Annotated in this window: 12 protein-coding genes; 4 read left to right on the top strand and 8 right to left on the bottom strand. The window is 70.8% G+C overall.

Features of this window, described 5'->3' with window-relative positions:
- Position 1: 1 nt before the first annotated feature.
- On the bottom strand, positions 2 to 2,509 hold the full coding sequence (locus tag ACQBAU_RS10210) for a DUF4838 domain-containing protein (protein WP_465256672.1): 2,508 nt from the start codon (positions 2,507 to 2,509) through the stop codon (positions 2 to 4).
- Between the two features lie 151 nt (positions 2,510 to 2,660).
- Between ACQBAU_RS10210 and dxs the strand changes: the two genes are divergently transcribed.
- The gene (gene dxs / locus ACQBAU_RS10205; RefSeq protein ID WP_434549034.1) at positions 2,661 to 4,595 is read left to right on the top strand and encodes a 1-deoxy-D-xylulose-5-phosphate synthase; all 1,935 of its coding nucleotides are present in this window, start codon (positions 2,661 to 2,663) and stop codon (positions 4,593 to 4,595) included.
- 4 nt (positions 4,596 to 4,599) lie between these two features.
- On the opposite strand, the gene ACQBAU_RS10200 is transcribed toward dxs, so the two are convergent.
- The 7 genes from ACQBAU_RS10200 to ACQBAU_RS10170 all read right to left on the bottom strand — a co-directional run bounded on the left by ACQBAU_RS10200 (position 4,600) and on the right by ACQBAU_RS10170 (position 15,285).
- Positions 4,600 to 5,340: a class I SAM-dependent DNA methyltransferase gene (locus tag ACQBAU_RS10200; RefSeq protein ID WP_465256671.1), complete on the bottom strand. Its 741-nt coding sequence runs from the start codon at positions 5,338 to 5,340 to the stop codon at positions 4,600 to 4,602.
- A gap of 30 nt (positions 5,341 to 5,370) precedes the next feature.
- Positions 5,371 to 6,375 (bottom strand): prenyltransferase/squalene oxidase repeat-containing protein, encoded by a 1,005-nt coding sequence (locus tag ACQBAU_RS10195; protein WP_434549032.1) that lies wholly within the window; start codon positions 6,373 to 6,375, stop codon positions 5,371 to 5,373.
- Between the two features lie 29 nt (positions 6,376 to 6,404).
- Entirely contained in the window at positions 6,405 to 8,537 is a 2,133-nt protein-coding gene (locus ACQBAU_RS10190; RefSeq protein WP_434549031.1) for a 3-hydroxyacyl-CoA dehydrogenase NAD-binding domain-containing protein, read from the bottom strand.
- On the bottom strand, positions 8,534 to 9,742 hold the full coding sequence (locus ACQBAU_RS10185) for a thiolase family protein (protein WP_434549030.1): 1,209 nt from the start codon (positions 9,740 to 9,742) through the stop codon (positions 8,534 to 8,536). The genes ACQBAU_RS10190 and ACQBAU_RS10185 overlap by 4 nt, the downstream gene beginning before the upstream one ends.
- Before the next feature lie 679 nt (positions 9,743 to 10,421).
- Positions 10,422 to 11,786 (bottom strand): ribonuclease D, encoded by a 1,365-nt coding sequence (locus ACQBAU_RS10180; RefSeq protein WP_465256670.1) that lies wholly within the window; start codon positions 11,784 to 11,786, stop codon positions 10,422 to 10,424.
- Complete coding sequence (locus ACQBAU_RS10175; protein WP_434549028.1) at positions 11,783 to 12,376, bottom strand: DUF3000 domain-containing protein; 594 nt, start codon at positions 12,374 to 12,376, stop codon at positions 11,783 to 11,785. The genes ACQBAU_RS10180 and ACQBAU_RS10175 overlap by 4 nt, the downstream gene beginning before the upstream one ends.
- A 68-nt stretch (positions 12,377 to 12,444) precedes the next feature.
- Positions 12,445 to 15,285, bottom strand: coding sequence for a family 20 glycosylhydrolase (locus ACQBAU_RS10170; RefSeq protein WP_465256669.1), 2,841 nt, complete (start codon positions 15,283 to 15,285; stop codon positions 12,445 to 12,447).
- A 124-nt stretch (positions 15,286 to 15,409) separates the two neighbouring features.
- On the opposite strand from ACQBAU_RS10170, the gene hemE reads away from it, so the two are divergent.
- The 3 genes from hemE to hemQ are packed head-to-tail and all read left to right on the top strand — an operon-like array spanning position 15,410 to position 18,603.
- Entirely contained in the window at positions 15,410 to 16,465 is a 1,056-nt protein-coding gene (gene hemE / locus ACQBAU_RS10165; RefSeq protein ID WP_465256668.1) for a uroporphyrinogen decarboxylase, read from the top strand.
- On the top strand, positions 16,462 to 17,859 hold the full coding sequence (hemG, locus tag ACQBAU_RS10160) for a protoporphyrinogen oxidase (protein ID WP_465256667.1): 1,398 nt from the start codon (positions 16,462 to 16,464) through the stop codon (positions 17,857 to 17,859). Before hemE ends, hemG begins: the two co-directional genes overlap by 4 nt.
- A gap of 51 nt (positions 17,860 to 17,910) precedes the next feature.
- Positions 17,911 to 18,603 carry a hydrogen peroxide-dependent heme synthase gene (hemQ, locus tag ACQBAU_RS10155; RefSeq protein ID WP_465256666.1) on the top strand — a complete coding sequence of 231 codons (693 nt, stop codon included), beginning with the start codon at positions 17,911 to 17,913 and terminating at the stop codon, positions 18,601 to 18,603.
- Positions 18,604 to 18,611 lie beyond the last annotated feature (8 nt).

The raw sequence follows: 18,611 nt of genomic DNA, 5'->3' as shown, positions 1-18,611 counted from the left end.
GCTAGGACAGCTGCTCCACCCGCATCTCGTCGAGGTGCACGATCGCATTGAGCTGGGTGTTCAGCACGAAGCGGGCACGAGTCACCCCGGCCGGGATCACCTCGGCCAGTTCCACCCGTGACCACGTGTCCATGGCGTCGACCACCGGGAACCACGACGACCAGAACTGCTCCTGGACGGCACCGCTGTCATCGAGCAGCTGGCACTGCAGCACCACGTAGTAGCCGTGCCGCGCCGCATCGGTGGCGGTCGCCCGCAGTCGGGTGCTGAACCGGAACGGCCCGGGCTGCACGGTCAGGTCCTGGAAGACCGACCCCTGGAAGCCCGGCGGCAGCCGCAACGTGGTCGTACCGTCGCCCAGCGTCTCGGGCCGCACCAGCTCGCCGGTCTTCCACTCGTACGCAATCTGCCACGGCGCGACGTCCGGGTCGTCGAAGCCGGGGTTGGTCGCCAGCTGCGTGGTCCGACCGCGGCCGGCCGCCCCGAGCCAGGCCGCGTACTGCCGTTGCCGGGGCGAGCCGGTCCGCTCGTACCGCCGCCACTGGGTGAGCCAGCCCCGGTCCGCACCGGGGTGGTTGCGGACCAGGTCGGCGGCGTGCCACAGCGGATACAGGTTCCAGCCACTCCACGTGTGCTTGAAGTGCACCGGCTGCAACGGCTGCTTCAACACCGGGTCGGTCTGGAACTCGGCCAACAGCTCGAGCCGCTCGGCGGCCCGTTCGACCGCCGCGTCCACGTCGGCCAGGGCGGCCCGGATCGCGTCTCCGGCCTCGTCGAGGTCGCCGAGCGGCGCGCCCGGCCGGGGCCAGCTCAGCGCGGCCGCCTCGGAGTAGGCGAAGCTCCGCCGCATCACGGTGGCCCGCTCGCGGGGTGGTCCGTCCGGCGCGGTCGCGATGACCTGGTCCAGCAGCTGACGGCTCCGGATGACGTCGGCCGGTTCGATGCCCTCGAGGTAGGACGGGTCGACCATGTAGTGATACATCCGCGGGTTGCGGAACCACGGGAGGTGGGGCACGACCTCGGCCCAGTACCGTTGCCAGATGGCGAAGTGCTCGGCCAGCGCCCCGGCGGCCGCCGGCCCCACGGCGCGCTCGTACCAGTCCTGGGTGAGCGCCTCGTCGTCCTGCTCGGGCTGCCACACCAGCTTGCCGAGCACGTACGGCTTCGGGCCCTCGCCCCAGTTGGGGTACAGCTCGGCGTAGTGCCACCGCACGCCGTGGGTGGCGGCCCAGCGGTAGGACTCGGCGACGATCGGGGTGTCGACGCGCGGCACGCAGTACGGGGCGCCGTAGCGGTAGTCGTACCACCCGAGCTCGTTGGCGACCTCCTGCCAGGCCAAGGTGTTCGCCTGGTCCTCGGCCCGGATCTTGTCGTCGACCCAGCCGAACCGGTCGCGGGTGAGGAAGGGGATGACGGCCGGGTGCAGCGGAAAGGATGGCGGGTCGGCGACATTGGTGTAGGCGAGCAGGCCGATCCGGGCGTACGGGAGCTCGCGGGTGACGCGGTCGGCGACCTCGTTGACGAACGCGTAGTACGGATCACTGGCGTCGGCGTACCCGACCGAGTTGAGCTTGGTCAGGTCGACCTCGTCCTCGGAGAAGCCGCCCGAGTCGTTGACGCCGAGGCTGTAGCTGAGCAGGTGCGGTCGGGGGCGGAGGTGTTCCACGATGGTCGCGGCCGCAGCCTCGGCGATGCCGGGAGCCTGGAACCGCGGCTGCCACTGGATGTGCCGGGACGCCGGCGGGATGTAGGTCTCCCCGTCGTGGATCGGGTAGAAGTCCGGGCGGTAGGTGGGTAGCGACGGGTCACCGTAGGTGGCGGGTGGAAACAGCCGCCACAGGTTGTGGTGGAACTCGATCCGCCAGTGCTGTCGGGCGATCGCGCCCCACCGCTTGACCGGGTCGGGGTCGGTCAGGGTGTCGGTGTGGCCCGGGTTCATCAGCGGACTGAACTGACGCATCGCGAACACCGGTTCGGCGGCGTACCGTTCGAGCGGCACCGTGATCGTGGTGGCCGGCGGTACGTGCAGTCCGGCATCGCCGGGCATCAGCCAGCGGGCGCCCAGGTACTTCTCGCAGAACTCGTAGCAGGCGTAACCGGCGCCGAACTTGTCCAGCCCCAACAGGGTCACGCTGTCGGCCGTGGTGGCCACCACGAAGCCGTCGGTGTCGAGCCCGCGGGCCTGGGTCCACACCCCGTCGGGAGTGCGTGGCCCGTACGTGCCGGCGTAGATCCGCGTCAGTTCGGCCGGGTGCTGGGCATCCTCGGCCGCGGTGACCACGGGGAGTTCGACCCCGGTGGCGGTACGGACCACCGTGACGATCAACTCCGCCGCGGCGGTGACCTGGGCCGCCCGACTGTTCGCCACCACGACGATCGCCCGTGGTTGGCCGTCGGCGACGACGGGGGCTCCGGGGCCGGCGGCGCGGGCAACGGGTCCGTGCGCCATGGTGAGGCCGAGGCCGACCGCGCCGGTGCCGATGAGGAAGGTTCTGCGACTGACGTCCATTGTCATCTCCAGGGTAGGTCCTAAGACTCTAATGTCGTCGGGTGTGGTTTGACCAGAGGGTGGCCGTGGCGAGGACGCGTGATGGCGCAGGTGCGGTGCAGTCGGCCCAGTTGGGACCCCGGATGTGGCCTGCGGGTCTAGAATCGCCGACATGGCCTTGTTGGAGAAGATCAGCGGTCCGGCGGACCTGCGTGCCCTCACGGCGTCGCAGCTGGACCAGTTGGCGACCGAGATCCGGGCCTTCCTGATCGAGAAGGTCAGCAACACCGGTGGGCACCTCGGGCCGAACCTGGGCGTCGTCGAGCTGACCCTCGGCATCCACCGGGTGTTCCGGTCACCCGACGACCCGATCATCTTCGACGTCGGCCACCAGGCGTACGTGCACAAGATCCTCACCGGCCGGCAGGACGGTTTCGACGAGCTCCGGCAGCAGGGTGGCCTGTCGGGCTATCCGAGTCGTGAGGAGTCGATGCACGACTGGGTGGAGAACTCGCACGCCTCGACCGCGCTGTCGTACGCCGACGGGATGGCGAAGGCGCTGAAGGCCCGTACCGCACAGCCGACCGACCGTCGGGTGGTCGCGGTCGTCGGGGACGGCGCGCTGACCGGTGGCATGGCGTGGGAGGCGCTGAACAACATCGCCGCCGATCCGACGCTGCCGGTGGTGATGGTGATCAACGACAACGGTCGCTCGTACACCCCGACCGTGGGCGGCCTGGCCAACAGCCTCAACGACCTGCGCACCAGCCCGAAGTACGAACCGGTGCTCGACCTGATCCGGCGCAACGTCAGCCGCACCCCGCTGGTCGGGACCGCCGCGTACGAGCTGTTGCACGGGATCAAGATCGGGTTGAAGGACATCCTCACCCCACAGGGCCTGTTCTCCGATCTGGGCCTGAAGTACGTCGGCCCGATCGACGGCCACGACCTCGTCCAGGTGGAGCGTGCCCTGCAGCAGGCGCGGCAGTACGGCGGTCCGGTGCTGGTGCACTGCGTCACCCGCAAGGGGATGGGCTTCCAGGCGGCCCTGGAGCACGCCGAGGACCAGTTCCACTCGGTGGGCAAGATCGACGCCAGGACCGGGGAACCGTTGCAGGCTGCGAAGTCGGACACCTGGACGGCCTCGTTCGGCCGTGAACTGGTGCGGGTGGGGGAGTCGAACCCCGACGTCGTGGCGGTCACCGCGGCCATGTTGCACCCGACCGGGCTCAGCGCGTTCGCCGCGGAGTTCCCCGACCGGGTGTTCGACGTCGGCATCGCCGAGCAGCACGCGGTGACCTCGGCCGCCGGGATGGCGATGGGTGGGCTGCATCCGGTGGTCGCGTTGTACTCGACCTTCTTGAACCGGGCCTTCGACCAGGTGCTGATGGACGTGGCACTGCACCGTTTGGGAGTGACCTTCGTGCTCGATCGGGCCGGGATCACCGGGCCCGACGGTGCGAGCCACCACGGCATGTGGGACCTGTCGATCCTGCAGCTCGTCCCCGGGTTGCGGTTGACCGCACCGCGTGACGCGGTGCGGCTGGCCGAGGCGCTCGACCACGCCGTGACGATCGACGACGCACCCTCGGTGATCAGGTTCTCCCGTGACTCGTGCCCCACCACGGTGGAGGCGGTCCGTACCGTCGACGGTGTCGACGTGCTCACCGAGGACGCGGAGTCGTCGGTGCTGGTCGTCGGGTACGGCGAGATGGTCCACCTCGGACTGGACGTCGCTGAATCGCTACGGGCACAGGGAATCGGCGTTCGGGTGGTCGACCCCGTCTGGGCGTTGCCGGTGAACCCGGCGCTGCGCGAGCTGGCTGGTGATCATGACCTGGTGATCACCATCGAGGACAGTGGCGTCGTCGGCGGCTGTGGGGCCAGGCTCGGTCAGGAGCTGCGGCAGGACGGCAGCCGCGTCCGGGTGCACAACTTCGGCGTACCGCAGGAGTTCCAGGCCCAGGGGAGTCGTACCGAGGTGCTGCAGCGCATCGGGCTGACCAGCCAGGCCATCTCGCGGTTCGCCGTCGAGGCGATCGCCGGGCATCCCGACCAAGCCACGGAACACCCGGCCAGTTGGGCCAGTCACCTCGGCCAGCTCTGAGTCGTCAGGCGTCGGTGAGCGGCGCCCGACCGGTGATCAGGTGCACCGCGAAGTCCTTGGACCTGCCGTCGACCTCGCGGGCGATGGTGGCGTAGCGGACGTGCCCGACCGATTCGAAGCCGCGGGCGGTGAGGTCGCCCACCAGCTCGGCCGGTTCGAAGCCGTGGTGGCCGGTGAAGTCGTCGCGGTGGGAATGGAAGTCGTCGGTCCCGTCGGCCGCGAGCTCGGCGATCGCGACCCAGCCACCCGGGGTGAGCAGCTCGGTGAATCGGTCGAGGACTCCCGCGACGTCGGGGACGTGGTGCAGCGACAGTGAGGCGGTGATCAGGTCGTAGTGCTCCCGGGGAGCCGGCTCGGTGGTGAGGTCACGCCGTACGGCCCGGAGGTTCGGGTGCTCGACCCGACGCTGCTCGGCGGCGGTCAACATCCCCGTGGAGGTGTCGACCATGTCGATCTCGGCGACGGAGGCGGCGAGTCGTACGCTCAACAGGCCGGTGCCGGCGCCGAAGTCGAGTGCGACCCAGGTCGGCTCCAGCGGCACCCGATCCCGGATCGCCGCCGCGAGGTGGGCCGCCTGCTGCACCTTGTCCGGTTCGTCCCAGGTGGCTGCAGCGGCGTCGAAGTGAGCAGCCTCGTCCCCCGGGTGATCATGGCTGTGCCCATGATCATGTGCGTGGGCCCGTTCCTGGTCGTGGGCCGGACCATGATCACGGTCGTGGTCGCTGCTGTGGTCGTGTCGGTTCACCCGGTCATCTCCCGCTCGAATTGATCATGGTCACTGCTCGGCGTGGTCGTCCCACCAGGCAAGCACCCGGGCACCCTGCAGGGTGAGCCACCGTGACGGCTCGCCGTGTGGGGCGTCGGTCTCGAACCACACGATGCCGTCCAAGGGGCCGTCCTGCAGCCACCGGCCGTCGGGGCCGCGCTTGGCCCGTACGAGATCGACTGCGTCGGCCAACCGCGGATCGGGGGCCACCTGATCATGCTGCGAAGCCGCACGGAAGTGGTCGAGGGCCCGGAGTGCGGAGTACTGGTACCGCGGCGGCGACACGAACTCGGCCACCCAGTCACCGACCCGCTCGCCGTCGCGCTTGCGGTACAGGAGTTGGCGTTCGGCGAGGTACTCCTCGCCGCGGTGGCGCATCTCGACCGTGCTGGGGTCACCGGTCCGCTGTTCATGGTCGAGCAGGGCGATGACCGTGCCCAGCGTCGAGAGGAACGAACTGCGGGTCGATCCGGACGGCCACCAGCAGTTCCAGCCACCGTCGGGCAGCTGGTGTTCGCCGAACCAACGGACCATGCCCGACATGTCGCGACCCAGCCAGTCCCCGTTCGACAGGGTGTGGGCGTTGATGCAGACGTCGACCTCGCCGGACCAGAACGGGAGGTCCTCGTACTCCCAGGTGCAGTTCCGCGCGAGCCGGGCGCCGGTGTCGCCGAGCACCTCGGCGTCAACACCCCATTCGCGCAAGTGGCACAACGCCCACAAGGTGGCCACCCACGGTTGTGCCTCCGGATCACCGACCACCACCACGTCACCGAGGTCTGGTCGACCGGGGAAGTACGCACCTCCGGCCCACTGGCCGTCCGCATCCTGACGGGCGAGCAACTGCGCCCCGAACCCCTCGAGTGGGACCCGGGCGCGGGTGGCCTGCCAGACGTCGTCGCCGACGCCGAGCAGGTCCCGTTCGACCTGCCAGCGCAGGGCCGGATCGGCGTCGAGCAGCCAAGTCGTCAGCGGGTCGGAGGCCAGCGTGTCGGGGGGCGGTTGAGTGGCCATGTCGGCCACGGTACAACCGCCCCCGCCGATCACGGTAGGGTCGCGACACCCTTGGGCAGGAACCGTCGGTCGTTGACCTTCTCCGACACGCCGCTGCGGTCCAGGTACGGGGTGATGCCGCCCAGATGGAACGGCCAGCCGGCGCCGAGGACCAGGCACAGGTCGATGTCCATCGGTGCCTCCACGACGCCCTGGCTGAGCATCAGGAAGATCTCGTCGGCCAGGGCGGCGGTCGCCCGGTCGAACACCTGCTCACCGGTCGACGGCTTGTCCCCGACGGTGAACAGGGCCTGGGTCTCGTCCGACACGTACGGCTTCCCCTCGGCCGTCCAGTCGTAGATGCCGGGCTTGCCGGCCTCCACCAACGCCTTGAGGTTCGGCGAGACGTGGAACCGGTCACCGAACGCGCCGTGCAGCGTCTCGGCGACGTGCAGCGCGATGGCCGGGCCGACGAGCTGCAGCAGTACGAACGGGCTCATCGGCAGCCCCAGCGACCGGAACGCCTGGTCGGCGACCTCGACCGGGGTGCCCTCGTCGACGCACGCCCAGATCTCGCACATCAGCCGGATCAGGATCCGGTTGACCACGAAGCCGGGGGCGTCGGCGACCAGCACCGAGTTCTTCTTGAGGTTCTTCGAGGTGGCGAAGGCGGTGGCCAAGGTGGCGTCGTCGGTCTTCTCGCCGCGGATGATCTCCAACAGCGGCAGCACGGCGACCGGGTTGAAGAAGTGGAAGCCCACCACTCGCTCCGGATGTTGCAGCGTGGAGGCGATCTCGGTGATCGACAGCGACGAGGTGTTGGTGGCCAGTACGCACTCGGGCGAGACGATCTTCTCCAGGCCGCCGAACACCTCCTGCTTGACCTTCATCTCCTCGAAGACGGCCTCGATCACGAAGTCGCAGTCGGCGAAGTCCTGCTGGTCGGTGGTGCCCGACAGCAGCGCCTTGTAGCGGTTCAACGAGTCGGGGGACAGCCGCCCCTTGCCGGCCAGCTTGTCCAGCTCGGCATGTACGCCCGCGACGCCGCGGTCGACCCGTTCCTGGTCGAGGTCGCTGATCACGACCGGCACCTCGAGCCGCCGGACGAACAGCAGCGCCAACTGCGCAGCCATCAGGCCGGCCCCGACGATGCCGACCTTGGTGACCGGTCGGGCGAGCTCCTTGTCGGGCGCGCCGGCGGGTCGCTTGGCCCGCTTCTGCACCAGGTCGAACGCGTACAGCCCGGCCCGCAGCTCCTCGCTCATGATCAACTCCGAGAGCGCGGCGTCCTCGGCGTCGAAGGCCTCCTCAGCGGTCGCGGTCTTCGCCGCAGCCACCAGGTCGAGTGCCCGGTACGGGGCAGGTGCGGCACCCGACAGCTTCTGGTCGACCAGGGCCCGGGCCCCGGCCACCGCGTTGTCCCACGCGTCACCACGGTCGACCTCCGGTCGTTCCACGGTGACGTCGCCGGTGATCACCTTTGCGGCCCAGTCGATCGAGCGCTCCAGGAAGTCGGCGGCGTCGAACATCACGTCGGCCAGCCCGAGCTCGTAGGCCTGGAAGCCCTTGAGCATGCGATTCTGGTTGAGCGGGTTCTCGATGATCAACTTCAGTGCCTTCTCGGCGCCGATCAGGTTGGGTACCAGGTAGGCACCACCCCAGCCCGGCACCAGGCCCAAGAAGCACTCGGGCAGCGCGATCGCCGGGGCGGCACTGTTGATGGTGCGGTAGTGACAGTTGAGGTTGACCTCGAGGCCACCCCCGAGTGCCAGCCCGTTGATGAAGGCGAACGTCGGGACCTTCGCGGTGCGCAGCCGATCGAACACCCCGTGCCCGATCCGGGCGATCGCGCGCGCGTCGTCGACGTTCTTGATCTTCGCGACCCCGGACAGATCGGCACCGGCGGCGAGGATGTAAGGCTTGCCGGTGATCGCGATGCCGGCGATGTCGTCGCGGGCGAGCACCCCGTCGAGGGTCTCGTTCAGCTTGCCGAGGCTGCGGGGCCCGAAGGTGTTGGGGCGCTTGTGGTCGAGCCCGTTGTCGAGGGTGATCAACACCAACGTCCCGGCACCGTGCGGCAGGGTGATGTCACGGGCGAGGGCGTTGGTGACGACCTCGTCGTCGGTGAGGGCGGATGCCCGGCTGATCAGGTCGTCCAGCTCGGAACCGGTGGCGATGCTCACTGTGCAGCCTCCTGCTTGGCGTCGGTGTGGTGGAGGTTCTCCCAGATGACGGTGCCGCCCATGCCCAGGCCGACACACATCGTGGTGATGCCGTACCGGATCTGTGGATTGTCACGGAAGGTGCGGGCCAGGTGGATCATCAGCCGGACGCCGGACGAGGCGAGTGGATGTCCGAGCGCGATGGCGCCACCGTACGGGTTCACCCGCGGGTCGTCGTCGGCGATGCCGAAGTGGTCGAGGAAGGCGAGCACCTGGACCGCGAACGCCTCGTTGATCTCGAAGGCCTGGATGTCGTCGATGCCCAGCCCGGCCTTGGCCAGCGCCTTCTCGGTCGACGGGATCGGGCCGACCCCCATCACGTGCGGATCGACTCCGGCGAAGCCGAACGACACCAGTCGCATCGACGGCTCGAGCCCGAGCTCCTCGGCGGTGTCGGCCGCGGCGAGCAGGGCGGCGGTGGCACCGTCGTTGAGCCCGGCCGCGTTGCCGGCGGTGACCCGTCCGTGCGGACGGAACGGCGTCTTGAGGCCGGCGAGCCCTTCGACGGTGGTCCCGGGCCGCGGCGGCTCGTCGACGGTGGCCAGCCCCCAGCCCTCCTCGGTGTTGCGGGTGGCCACCGGCACCAGTGCCTCGGTCAGGATCCCTGCCTGGTAGGCGTCCTGGACGCGCTGCTGGCTGAGCACGGCGAACTTGTCCGAGCGTTCCTTGGTGATCGCCGGGAAACGATCATGGAGGTTCTCGGCGGTCGAGCCCATCACGAGTGCGGCCGGGTCGACCAGCTTCTCCGACAGGAACCGCGGGTTGGGATCGACACCCTCACCCATCGGGTGGTGCCCCATGTGCTCCACGCCGCCGGCGATCACGATGTCGTAGGCGCCGAAGGCGATCCCCGACGCGGTGCTGGTGACCGCGGTCATCGCGCCGGCACACATCCGGTCGATGGCGAAGCCCGGCACGGTGGACGGCAACCCGGCAAGGAGTGCTGCGGTCCGGCCGATGGTCAGCCCCTGGTCGCCGGTCTGGGTGGTGGCGGCGATGGCCACTTCGTCGATCTTGTCGGGCTGCACCTCGGGGTGGCGGCGCAGCAGGTCACGGATGCAATTGACGACGAGGTCGTCGGCCCGCGTCTCGGCGTACATGGACCCGGCCTTGCCGAAGGGGGTCCGTACACCGTCGACGAAGACCACGTCACGGGAGTCAGCCATGGCGCAATATTACTCACGAGTAACAATCGGCGCAACGGCGGGGGTGGGGGTGGCCCGTGCAGTCTCGTCGAGTGGGCAGTTGGCGAGGTGCCGTCGCATCGAGAGGGCAGCTGGCGAGGGGAAATCCGTGGGATTGCCTCTCCTAGCGCCCGGTCGCCGACCCGGGGTGTGTCTCAGGCGCACAGGTGAACACCGAGGGGGCAGTTGGCGGGGTGCCCCCGCATCGAGAGGGCAGTTGGCGAGGTGCCGCTGTATCGAGAGGGCAGTCGGCGAGGGGAAGTCCCGTGGGATTGCCTCTCCTGGCGCCCGGTCGCCGACTCGGGGTGTTTCCAACTGGCACAGGTGACCGTCGAGAGGGCAGTTGGCGGGGTGCCGCTGTATCGAGAGGGCAGTTGGCGGGGTGCCGCTGTATCGAGAGGGCAGTTGGCGGGGTGCCGCTGTATCGAGAGGGCAGTTGGCGAGGTGCCCCCGCATCGAGAGGGCAGCTGGCGAGGGGAAATCCGTGGGATTGCCTCTCCAAGTGTCCGGTCGCGAGCGTAGGGCGTGTCGAGCCGTCTCGACGGGCTCGCCGGGCGTCTTGCCGGGCCTCGACGGGCCTCGACGCGCGTGTCGACGGGCGTCTCGACCGGCTCGGACGGGTATGTCGACCGGCTCGACCGGCTCGGACGGGGCGTGACCGTCAGGAGTCGAGCAGGGCGGACACCAGGCCGGGGGTGAGCAGCTCACGCTGCCACGTCCGGGCGCCACGCTCGGCAAGGAATCCTGACACGGTGGCGGCGTCGACCTCGGCCGGCGGTTGCCAGGCCAGTCGGCGGAGGGTGTCGGGGGTGAGCAGGTTCTCGGCCGGGACCGCCAGCTCCTCGGACCGCTGGGTGACGAACTCGCGGACCCGGTGCAGCCGCTGAGCGGCCTCGGGTTCCCGCTTGGCCCAGGTCCGAGGCGGTGGGGGACCGTCGGCCGGCAGCCGCAGCACCGGCAACTCCTTGCGCGAGAGCGACAGGGCCCGGTCGATGGCGGCCAACCAGTTCTCCTCGTACCGCTTCGCCTGTCGACGTTGGAATCCCTCGATCCGGCGCAGCCCGGCCCGGGTGGCTTCCTGCAGGGTCGCAGCAGCCTCGGAGATCGCCTTGTCGGGGAGCACCTTGCCCGGTGCCTTGTCCATCGACGAGGCGAGTTGGTCACGCACGGTCCACAGCTCCCGTACGACGGCCAACTGGCGGGGGGTCCGTACGCCGTGCATCCCTGAGGTCCGACGCCACGGGTCGACCCGTGCGGCCGGTGAGGTGCCGGCCGAGGCCACCAGGGCGGCGAACTCCTCGGCCGCCCAACCGTCCTTGCCCGCCTGCTGCAGCTGGTCGGCGAGCACGTTGCGCAGGTCGACCAGCAACTCCACGTCCAGCGCTGCGTACACCAGCCAGTCGTTCGGCAGCGGACGGGACGACCAGTCGCTGGCCGAGTGCTCCTTGCGGAGCCGGACGCCCAGTTGCTCCTCGACCAGGGTGCCCAGGGCGACCCGCGGGAAGCCGAGCAGCCGACCCGCGAGCTCGGTGTCGAACAAGGTGGTGGGGTGGAGCCCGACCTGGGTCAGGCAGGGCAGGTCCTGACTGGCCGCGTGCAGGATCCACTCGTGCGTCAGGGCGGGCTGCAGCGCGGACAGGTCGGCCTCGGCATCACCGTCCCGGAACGGGATCGGGTCGACCAGATGGGTGCCCGATCCCGTCCGACGCAGCTGGATCAGGTACGCCCGGGTGCTGTACCGGAAGCCGTGCGCCCGTTCGGCGTCCAGGGCGACCGGGCCGGAGCCGTGGTCGAGTGCGTCGACCACCTCGGCCAGTGCGTCGGGGGTCGTGGTGAGCTCCGGCACCCCGTCGGCGGGTGCCGACAGCAAGGGTGCCTCCGGCGTCACCGGCGTCACCGGCGTCTCCGGTGCCTCCGGGGTCTCCAGTGCCTCCGGCGTCTCTGGGGTCTCCGGCGAGTCGGTCTGGTCGGGCTGTCCGGACTTGTCGGGCGGCGAGGGCGGCGACGGCGCCTTGTCGGCGCTCACCGCGCCCGGCGGGGCGTCATCGGTACCACCCCGGGTGGCAGTGGTGGCAGGCCGGCGACCGTGCACAGCAGGTCGGCCCAGGCCTCGAGGTGGGCGGTCAGGCCGTTGCCCCCCGCATCCAGCTCGGGGGTCCAGGACGCGCGGATCTCGACCTCGGCCCGGGCCGGCTCGTCGGCCATCTGGCCGAACGACTCCGACGAGACCGAGGTGACCGTGCCACTCGGTTCGGCGTAGCCGGCCTCGTGGTTGGCCAAGGAGTCGGTCAGCCAGGACCAGCCGACGTGGGGGAGCAGTGGATCACTCACCATCTCGGCGTCGACATCGGCGCGGGCGAACGTGACGCACCGGAAGGTGCCCTCCCAAGCGCTGTTGCCGGCCGGATCGTGCAGCAGGATCAGCCGGCCCGTACCGACGTCGTCACCGGACACGATCACGTCGGCGGTGATGGCTGCGGAGTACGGGGCGATCCGCTGGGGCGACGGGATCTCCTCGACCACCAACTCGGGGCGCCACAAGGCGGCACCCAAGTCGGCGACCGCGCGATCAAAGGCTCGCGGTCGGGGATCGGTCGGCCTGCTCGTGGCACCCACGAACGTCACGATAGGTCCCGACGAGCGAGCGGGCGGCAAGGCACGCCGAGGGGACCCCGGTGCGGCGATCACTCCGCGGTCCGGCCGGCGATCGCGACCACCGAGGCCAGCAGCAGTGAGGTGCCCACGTCGGCGTCCAGCTCGACGACCACGGTCGTGATCGGCCGCTGGTCCGGCGCGTGCCACACCGACCGGTACAGACACAGGTCACGGCCGTCGTCGAGTTGCCCCAACGAGATCGGATCGGCCTGGTAGGTGGCGGTGTAGCCCTGGTGGCGGTAGTACGACGTCGGCAGCGGGCTGGCGTACCGGGTGTGCAGATGCCCGACGGTGCCGCCGGAGCTCAGCGGCAGTACGCCGAGCTCACTGCCGTCCGCCGCCAGGAACCGGTACCGCCCCACCTCGAGCAGTGGCTGCCAGGTGATCCGCGGCAGCTGCCTGGTCAGGCCGTGCACCAGATGGACCTCACCGGTGTCGGCCGGCAAGGACAACGGCAGCCGTACGGCGGGGGCGCCGGTGTGGTCCGACGGCGGCAGCAGCACCGGGTGCGACAGGTCGTACCCGGTCGGCACGGTGGGCGTGTCCGGCGCCTGGACCGGACCGTCCAACCGGGCCACCAGCGCGGCTGCCAACGGGTCGGTCGGCGCCACGCCGATCGGCTGCCCCGGTTCCGTTGGGCCCGTCGCCTCCGTGGGGCCCGTCGCGTCCGTGGTGCCTGTCGCGTCCGTGGGGCCGGTCCGGTGCTGCGGGAGGTCGGCCCGTACGGCAACCGATGTCCGTGGTCGGTCCCCGACGGTGGTCGGCAACGGCCGGTCGTGGCGGATCCGTTCCCGGACGTGGGGCAGCCACCGGGCGATCCGGTCGGTCGCCGACGGCCGGTGGTGACGATGGTGGGTCCGGCTCCACAACATGATCGCGACCATCGCGAGGTCGAAGTACTTCCCCTCACGGGCGGTGCCCTCGTCGTCCAGCGCGATCCAGGTGGAGACCTGTCCGCCGATCACGCCCGGCCGGGTCGACCGTCGTTCCCAGCGGGGGAAATGGCTGGAGTACAGGTTGCCGAAGATGACGTCGCGGCCGTGGTCGAGCAGGTACGTCTCCAGGTCGAGCTCACGGTGGAAGTACCAGATGAAGTCCATCATCAGCAGGTCGTCCGGCAGCTGCGGCAGGGCCGCGGGCGTGTCGTACGGGGTGTCGGGGTGGAGCATGTCGGCCCAGATGATCGGCTGCAACCCACGCTCGGCGACCGCGGCGCACAACACGTTGACGTCGTCGGCGAACAGCTGGGCCGGGTCGAGTTCGCGGCACCGTTCGCACACCCCGATCCGGTACACCTCGTCGTGGCCCAGGTGGACCAGCCGGCGGGGCCGGACCACGTCGAGGATCTCGGCCATCACGTCCAGCACCAGCTCGTGACTCGCCGGATTGGCCGGGCAGTAGCAGCTCGGGTACGTCTCGGCGTGCGCGTCGGCGGCGAACAGGTCGGTCTCGCCGCCATCCTCGGCAGGCTGGGCTGCGACCTCGGCGATCTCCGGGTGGGGGATCGTCAGGTACTGCACGTGGGACAACGACTGCACCTCAGGCACCACGTCCAGGCCGAGGTCGCGCAACTCGTCAACCAGGGCGGCGGTGTCGGCCTGCGGCAAGCACTGCCCGGGCGCGACCATCGGGAAGTGGCCGGGCATCGGCTGCTCCCCGGCGACGGCCGCGGCGTGGACCCGCTGCCAGGTCTCGTTCACCTCGGGATGGCGCTTGAGCTCCATGCCGCCGGCGAACTCGATGATCACCGTGTTGTAGCGCAACGGCACGACCACCTCACGGATCAGCCGGCGGAAGTACGTCACCTGGTCGGGGCCGGGCAGCGGCAGGTGCACCCCACGGAACGCGTGGGCCGGCTCCTCGACCCGGGTGCCGCGGCGGAGCCCGCCGGCGATCAGCAGCTGCTGGACCACAGCCTCGACGCCGTGTCGCAAACCTGCCTCGTCGCCGACCACCAGCACCCGACCCTGCGTCACCCGGATGGCGAAGCCCTCCGGCCCGGGCGGGGTGTCCGGCAGCTCGAGCTGGGTGTCGTCGCCGGCTGCGGTGGGGACGGTGATCACGATGGCGTGCCGGTCGCCCCAACCCGCGGGCAGGGCGATCGTCGGGGGTGCCTCGGCGACCTGCCAGGCCTGGCCCAACGCCGTACGGGCACGCTCGGCCAGGTGGGTAGCCAGTCGGGCGGACAGGTGGGCGGCCGGGCCGGGGGCGACCTCGCCGGCATGGATCACCGCCCCGGCGAAGTCGGCGACCGCCGGTCCGGGTCCCTCGTCGACCGCGTCGGCCGGTGCCGGGAACAGCCCCAGGGCGGGAACGGCGACCCCGACCACGTCGATGCCGGCGACGATCGACAGGTCCTGCAGCCGGGGGGTCTCGAAGCGCAGGATGCAGCGGCGCATCCGCAGCCCGACGTCGAGGGCGACCCGGGGGTCCTGTTCGAGAACGAACTCGTCGGAGGTGAGTGCGGTCGGGTCGAGCTGACCGACCTGCCGGAGCCGCTCGCCGACCGGCACCAGGACGCGGATCCGGTGGACGTCGGCCAGCACGCTGCCGTCCAGCACGAACCGGTCGACGAACGTGTCGTCGTCCCACTCGCACTCGATGTCGACGCCCTGCTCCCGTACGGTCAGACCGCGCCAGCCGATGCTGCCGCCGATGACCGGGGTACCGGGGACGACGTCGATCCAGTCGTCACCGGCCGCGGCGTCGGCCTGCCGGGTGCGGGGCTCGGCCCGTGGATCGGCCCGGAGGTCGGGGAGCTGGGGCCGGGACGTCCCGGGGACGAGGTAGCGGTACCGGGCGGGCGGAACCCGGGTCGGCGACAGGTCGATCCGCGCCGCCGTGGCGGCCCCCGACGTACTCATGATCATGCTCCGTCTCCGTGCCACGGTGTCATCGTGGCTGCGATGCCGCTGACTGCGACGCCGTGTCGCGTCTCGGATGGTAGTGGCCTCGGCCCGTGCCAGGACTGCCGTCCGTGAGATGATCCCCGCGATGACTGCTTCACCCTTCCTCGCTGCCGCCACCGGGAACCAAGGACCGCAGCTGCCGGTGTGGTTCATGCGACAGGCCGGCCGTTCGTTGCCCGAGTACCGAACCGTTCGCGCCGACCGACCGATGCTCGAGTCCTGCACCGACCCCGACCTCGTCACCGAGGTCACGCTGCAGCCGGTCCGCCGGCACGGGGTGGACGCCGCGATCCTGTTCAGCGACATCATGGTGCCGCTCGCCGCCGCCGGGGTCGGCGTCGAGATCGTTGCCGGGGTCGGCCCGGTGATCGCCGAACCGATCCGCACGGAGGCCGATCTCGCGCGAGTGCCGGCGCTCGACCCGAGCGACGTCGGCTTCATCGACACCGCCGTACGACAGTTGGTCGCCGAGCTGGGGGAGACCCCGCTGATCGGGTTCGCCGGTGCCCCGTTCACCATGGCCAGCTACCTGGTCGAGGGCGGGCCGAGCAAGGACCACGCGCGGACCAAGGCGCTGATGGTCGGCGCGCCCGAGCTGTGGCATGCGCTGTGCGCCCGGATCGCGGCGATCTCCACCGTCTTCCTGCAGGTGCAGGTGGCCGCCGGCGCCCGCACGGTGCAGTTGTTCGACTCGTGGGCCGGCAGCCTCAGCGTGGCCGACTACCGGGAGTTAGTGCTGCCGCACTCGACCGCCGTCCTCGCCGCGATCACCGACGTACCGCGGATCCACTTCGGGGTCGGCACCGGGGAGCTGCTCGCCGACATGGCCGGCATCACCGACGTGATCGGGGTCGACTGGCGGGTGCCGCTGGACGAGGCCGCCCGCCGCGTCGGCGGGACCAAGCCGGTCCAGGGCAACCTCGACCCGGCCCTGCTGCAGGCGCCGTGGCCGGTGCTGGCCGACCGGGTGCGGCAGGTGATCCGTACCGGGGCGCAGGCACCGGGCCACATCTTCAACCTGGGCCACGGGGTGCCGCCGCAGACCGACCCGGACGTACTCACCCGGATCGTCGAGCTGGTCCACACCGAAGGGCCCGAGCTGCGTGCGGCGGCCCGGGCCGACGGTGTGACGAGCTCGTGAAGGTCGCGGTTGTCGGCGGCGGCGTCGCCGGACTGACCGCTGCCCTCGAGCTGTCCGACCTGGGCGCCGAGGTGATCGTGCTGGAGGCCGCACCGCGACTCGGCGGCAAGGTGCACGGGGTCGACCTCGCCGGGTTCGGCCTCGACGTCGGTGCGGAGTCGGTGCTGGCGACCGCACCGGAGGGGGAGGCCTCCCCGACCCTGGAACTGCTCGACCGGCTCGACCGTCCGGCCGTGCCGCCCGAACCCGTACGGGCCCAGCTGCTGGTCGACGGGACGGTCCGCCCGGTGCCGCCGTCGCTGGTCGGGGTGCCGTTCGACGCCGACGACCTGGTCGACCTGCTCACCCCGGACGGGCTGGCTCGTGCCCGACGAGAGCCCGAGGTCGACGCCCCACCGCTCGACCACGACGTCGCGATCGGTGACCTGGTGGCGGACCGCTTCGGCGCGGAGGTCGTCGACCGGCTGCTCGAACCGATGCTCGGCGGGGTGTACGCCGGCCATGCCCGCGAACTCTCCTTCGCCGGGGTCGCACCGGCCCTGTGGCAGCGGGTACGTGGTGGCGGCAGCATCAGCGCCCACGCCCGGGCAGCCCGGTCGCCGACGACGCCCGGGCAGCCACGCCGGTCGCCGTTGGTCGGAACGCCGGGAGGGATCCACGGGGTGGTCGCCGCCCTGGCCGAGACCCTTTGTACGGCCGGGGTCGAGGTGCGGACCGGTGCGACGGTCCGATCACTGTCCCGCACCGGCGCGGGCTGGCAGCTGGTGTGGGGGCCGACCATCAACGAACGCGTGCTCGACGTCGATGCGGTGGTGCTGGCCACCCCGGCCGCCGCGACGGCACGCCTGCTCGCCGACGTCGCCCCGGCCGCGGCCACCGAACTGGCCCAGGTGTCGTACGCATCGGTCGCGGTGGTCACCGTGCTGGCGACCGGGCTGACGATCGACGGCTCGGGGCTGCTGGTGCCGCCGGGGGAGCTGCCGACGATCAAGGCGTTCACCCACTCCAGTCGCAAGTGGGGGTGGGTGCGGGAACGGCTCGACCGGGCGCACGGGGCCGAGCACGACGTCGTACGGATCAGCATCGGCCGCGCCGGTGGCGAGCACCAACTGCACCTCGACGACGACCAGCTGCTCGCCCGCACCCTGGCCGAGACCGCGCAGGTGCCCGGCTGGGCCGAGGCACGCGTCGTCGCCGGCCACGTCCAGCGGTGGGGTGGCGGGCTGCCGCAGTACGCGGTGGGACACCCGGAGCGGATGGCGCGCGCGACCGCGGCCATCGCCGAGCTGCCCGGACTGGCCGCCTGCGGTGCGGTGTGGCAGGGCCCGGGGATCGCCGCCTGCCTGCGCACCGCGCGGGCCGCGGCGCGGGCCGTACGAGACCGATCCGACTGACCGACGCACGACCCGAACGAACGAACGAACCCCGAGCAGAAGGAGCAGCCCATGCGGGCCAAGGACATCAACGACACCATCCGCTACACCATGTGGTCGGTGTTCCGGCGACCCCAGGGGGCCGAGCCGGTCGCCGAGGGTGATCCGGCCGAGCTGGCGGCGGGCCTGGTCGACGCCGTCACCGCCGAGGGTGCCGCTGCCGACCTGACGATCCGCGGCTGGTACGACGTGGCCGGGTTGCGGGCCGACGCCGACCTGATGGTGTGGTGGCACGGACCGGAGGTCGGCACCGTGCAGGACGCCTACCTCGCCCTGCGCGGCAGCGAGCTCGGCCGCACCCTGGTGCCGGTGTGGTCGCAGGTCGCGCTGCACCGGCCGGCCGAGTTCAACAAGGGGCACGTACCGGCGTTCATGTCGGGCGAGGAGGCGCGCGACTTCGTCTGCGTCTACCCGTTCGTCCGGTCGTACGAGTGGTACCTGCTGCCCGACGAGAAACGGCGCGACATGCTCCGCGAGCACGGCCAGATGGCCCGCGAGTACGCCGACGTGCGGGCCAACACCGTGTCGTCGTTCGCGCTCGGTGACTACGAGTGGATGCTGGCGTTCGAGGCCGACGAACTGCACCGCATCGTCGACCTGATGCGTCACCTGCGGGGTGCCGCCGCGCGGCGCCACACCCGTGAGGAGGTGCCCTTCTACACCGGACGACGCCGTGAACTGGCCGAGATCGTCACCAGCTGGTGAACGATGGG

Origin of the sequence: Carbonicoccus niuqiaonis (assembly GCF_050157065.1) — a bacterium.
Taxonomy (GTDB): domain Bacteria; phylum Actinomycetota; class Actinomycetes; order Propionibacteriales; family Propionibacteriaceae; genus Avipropionibacterium.
Note: the sequence above shows the minus strand (reverse complement) of the source record. Positions and strands in the feature narration are given on the sequence as shown.

Bases quoted from the DNA above. Each gene is read 5' to 3' on its own strand.
- hemE (WP_465256668.1), top strand. From the start codon at position 15,410: ATGACTGCTTCACCCTTCCTCGCTGCCGCCACCGGGAACCAAGGACCG.
- hemQ (WP_465256666.1), top strand. From the start codon at position 17,911: ATGCGGGCCAAGGACATCAACGACACCATCCGCTACACCATGTGGTCG.
- ACQBAU_RS10210 (WP_465256672.1), bottom strand. From the start codon at position 2,509: ATGGACGTCAGTCGCAGAACCTTCCTCATCGGCACCGGCGCGGTCGGC.
- ACQBAU_RS10195 (WP_434549032.1), bottom strand. From the start codon at position 6,375: ATGGCCACTCAACCGCCCCCCGACACGCTGGCCTCCGACCCGCTGACG.
- ACQBAU_RS10170 (WP_465256669.1), bottom strand. From the start codon at position 15,285: ATGATCATGAGTACGTCGGGGGCCGCCACGGCGGCGCGGATCGACCTG.
- dxs (WP_434549034.1), top strand. From the start codon at position 2,661: ATGGCCTTGTTGGAGAAGATCAGCGGTCCGGCGGACCTGCGTGCCCTC.
- ACQBAU_RS10185 (WP_434549030.1), bottom strand. From the start codon at position 9,742: ATGGCTGACTCCCGTGACGTGGTCTTCGTCGACGGTGTACGGACCCCC.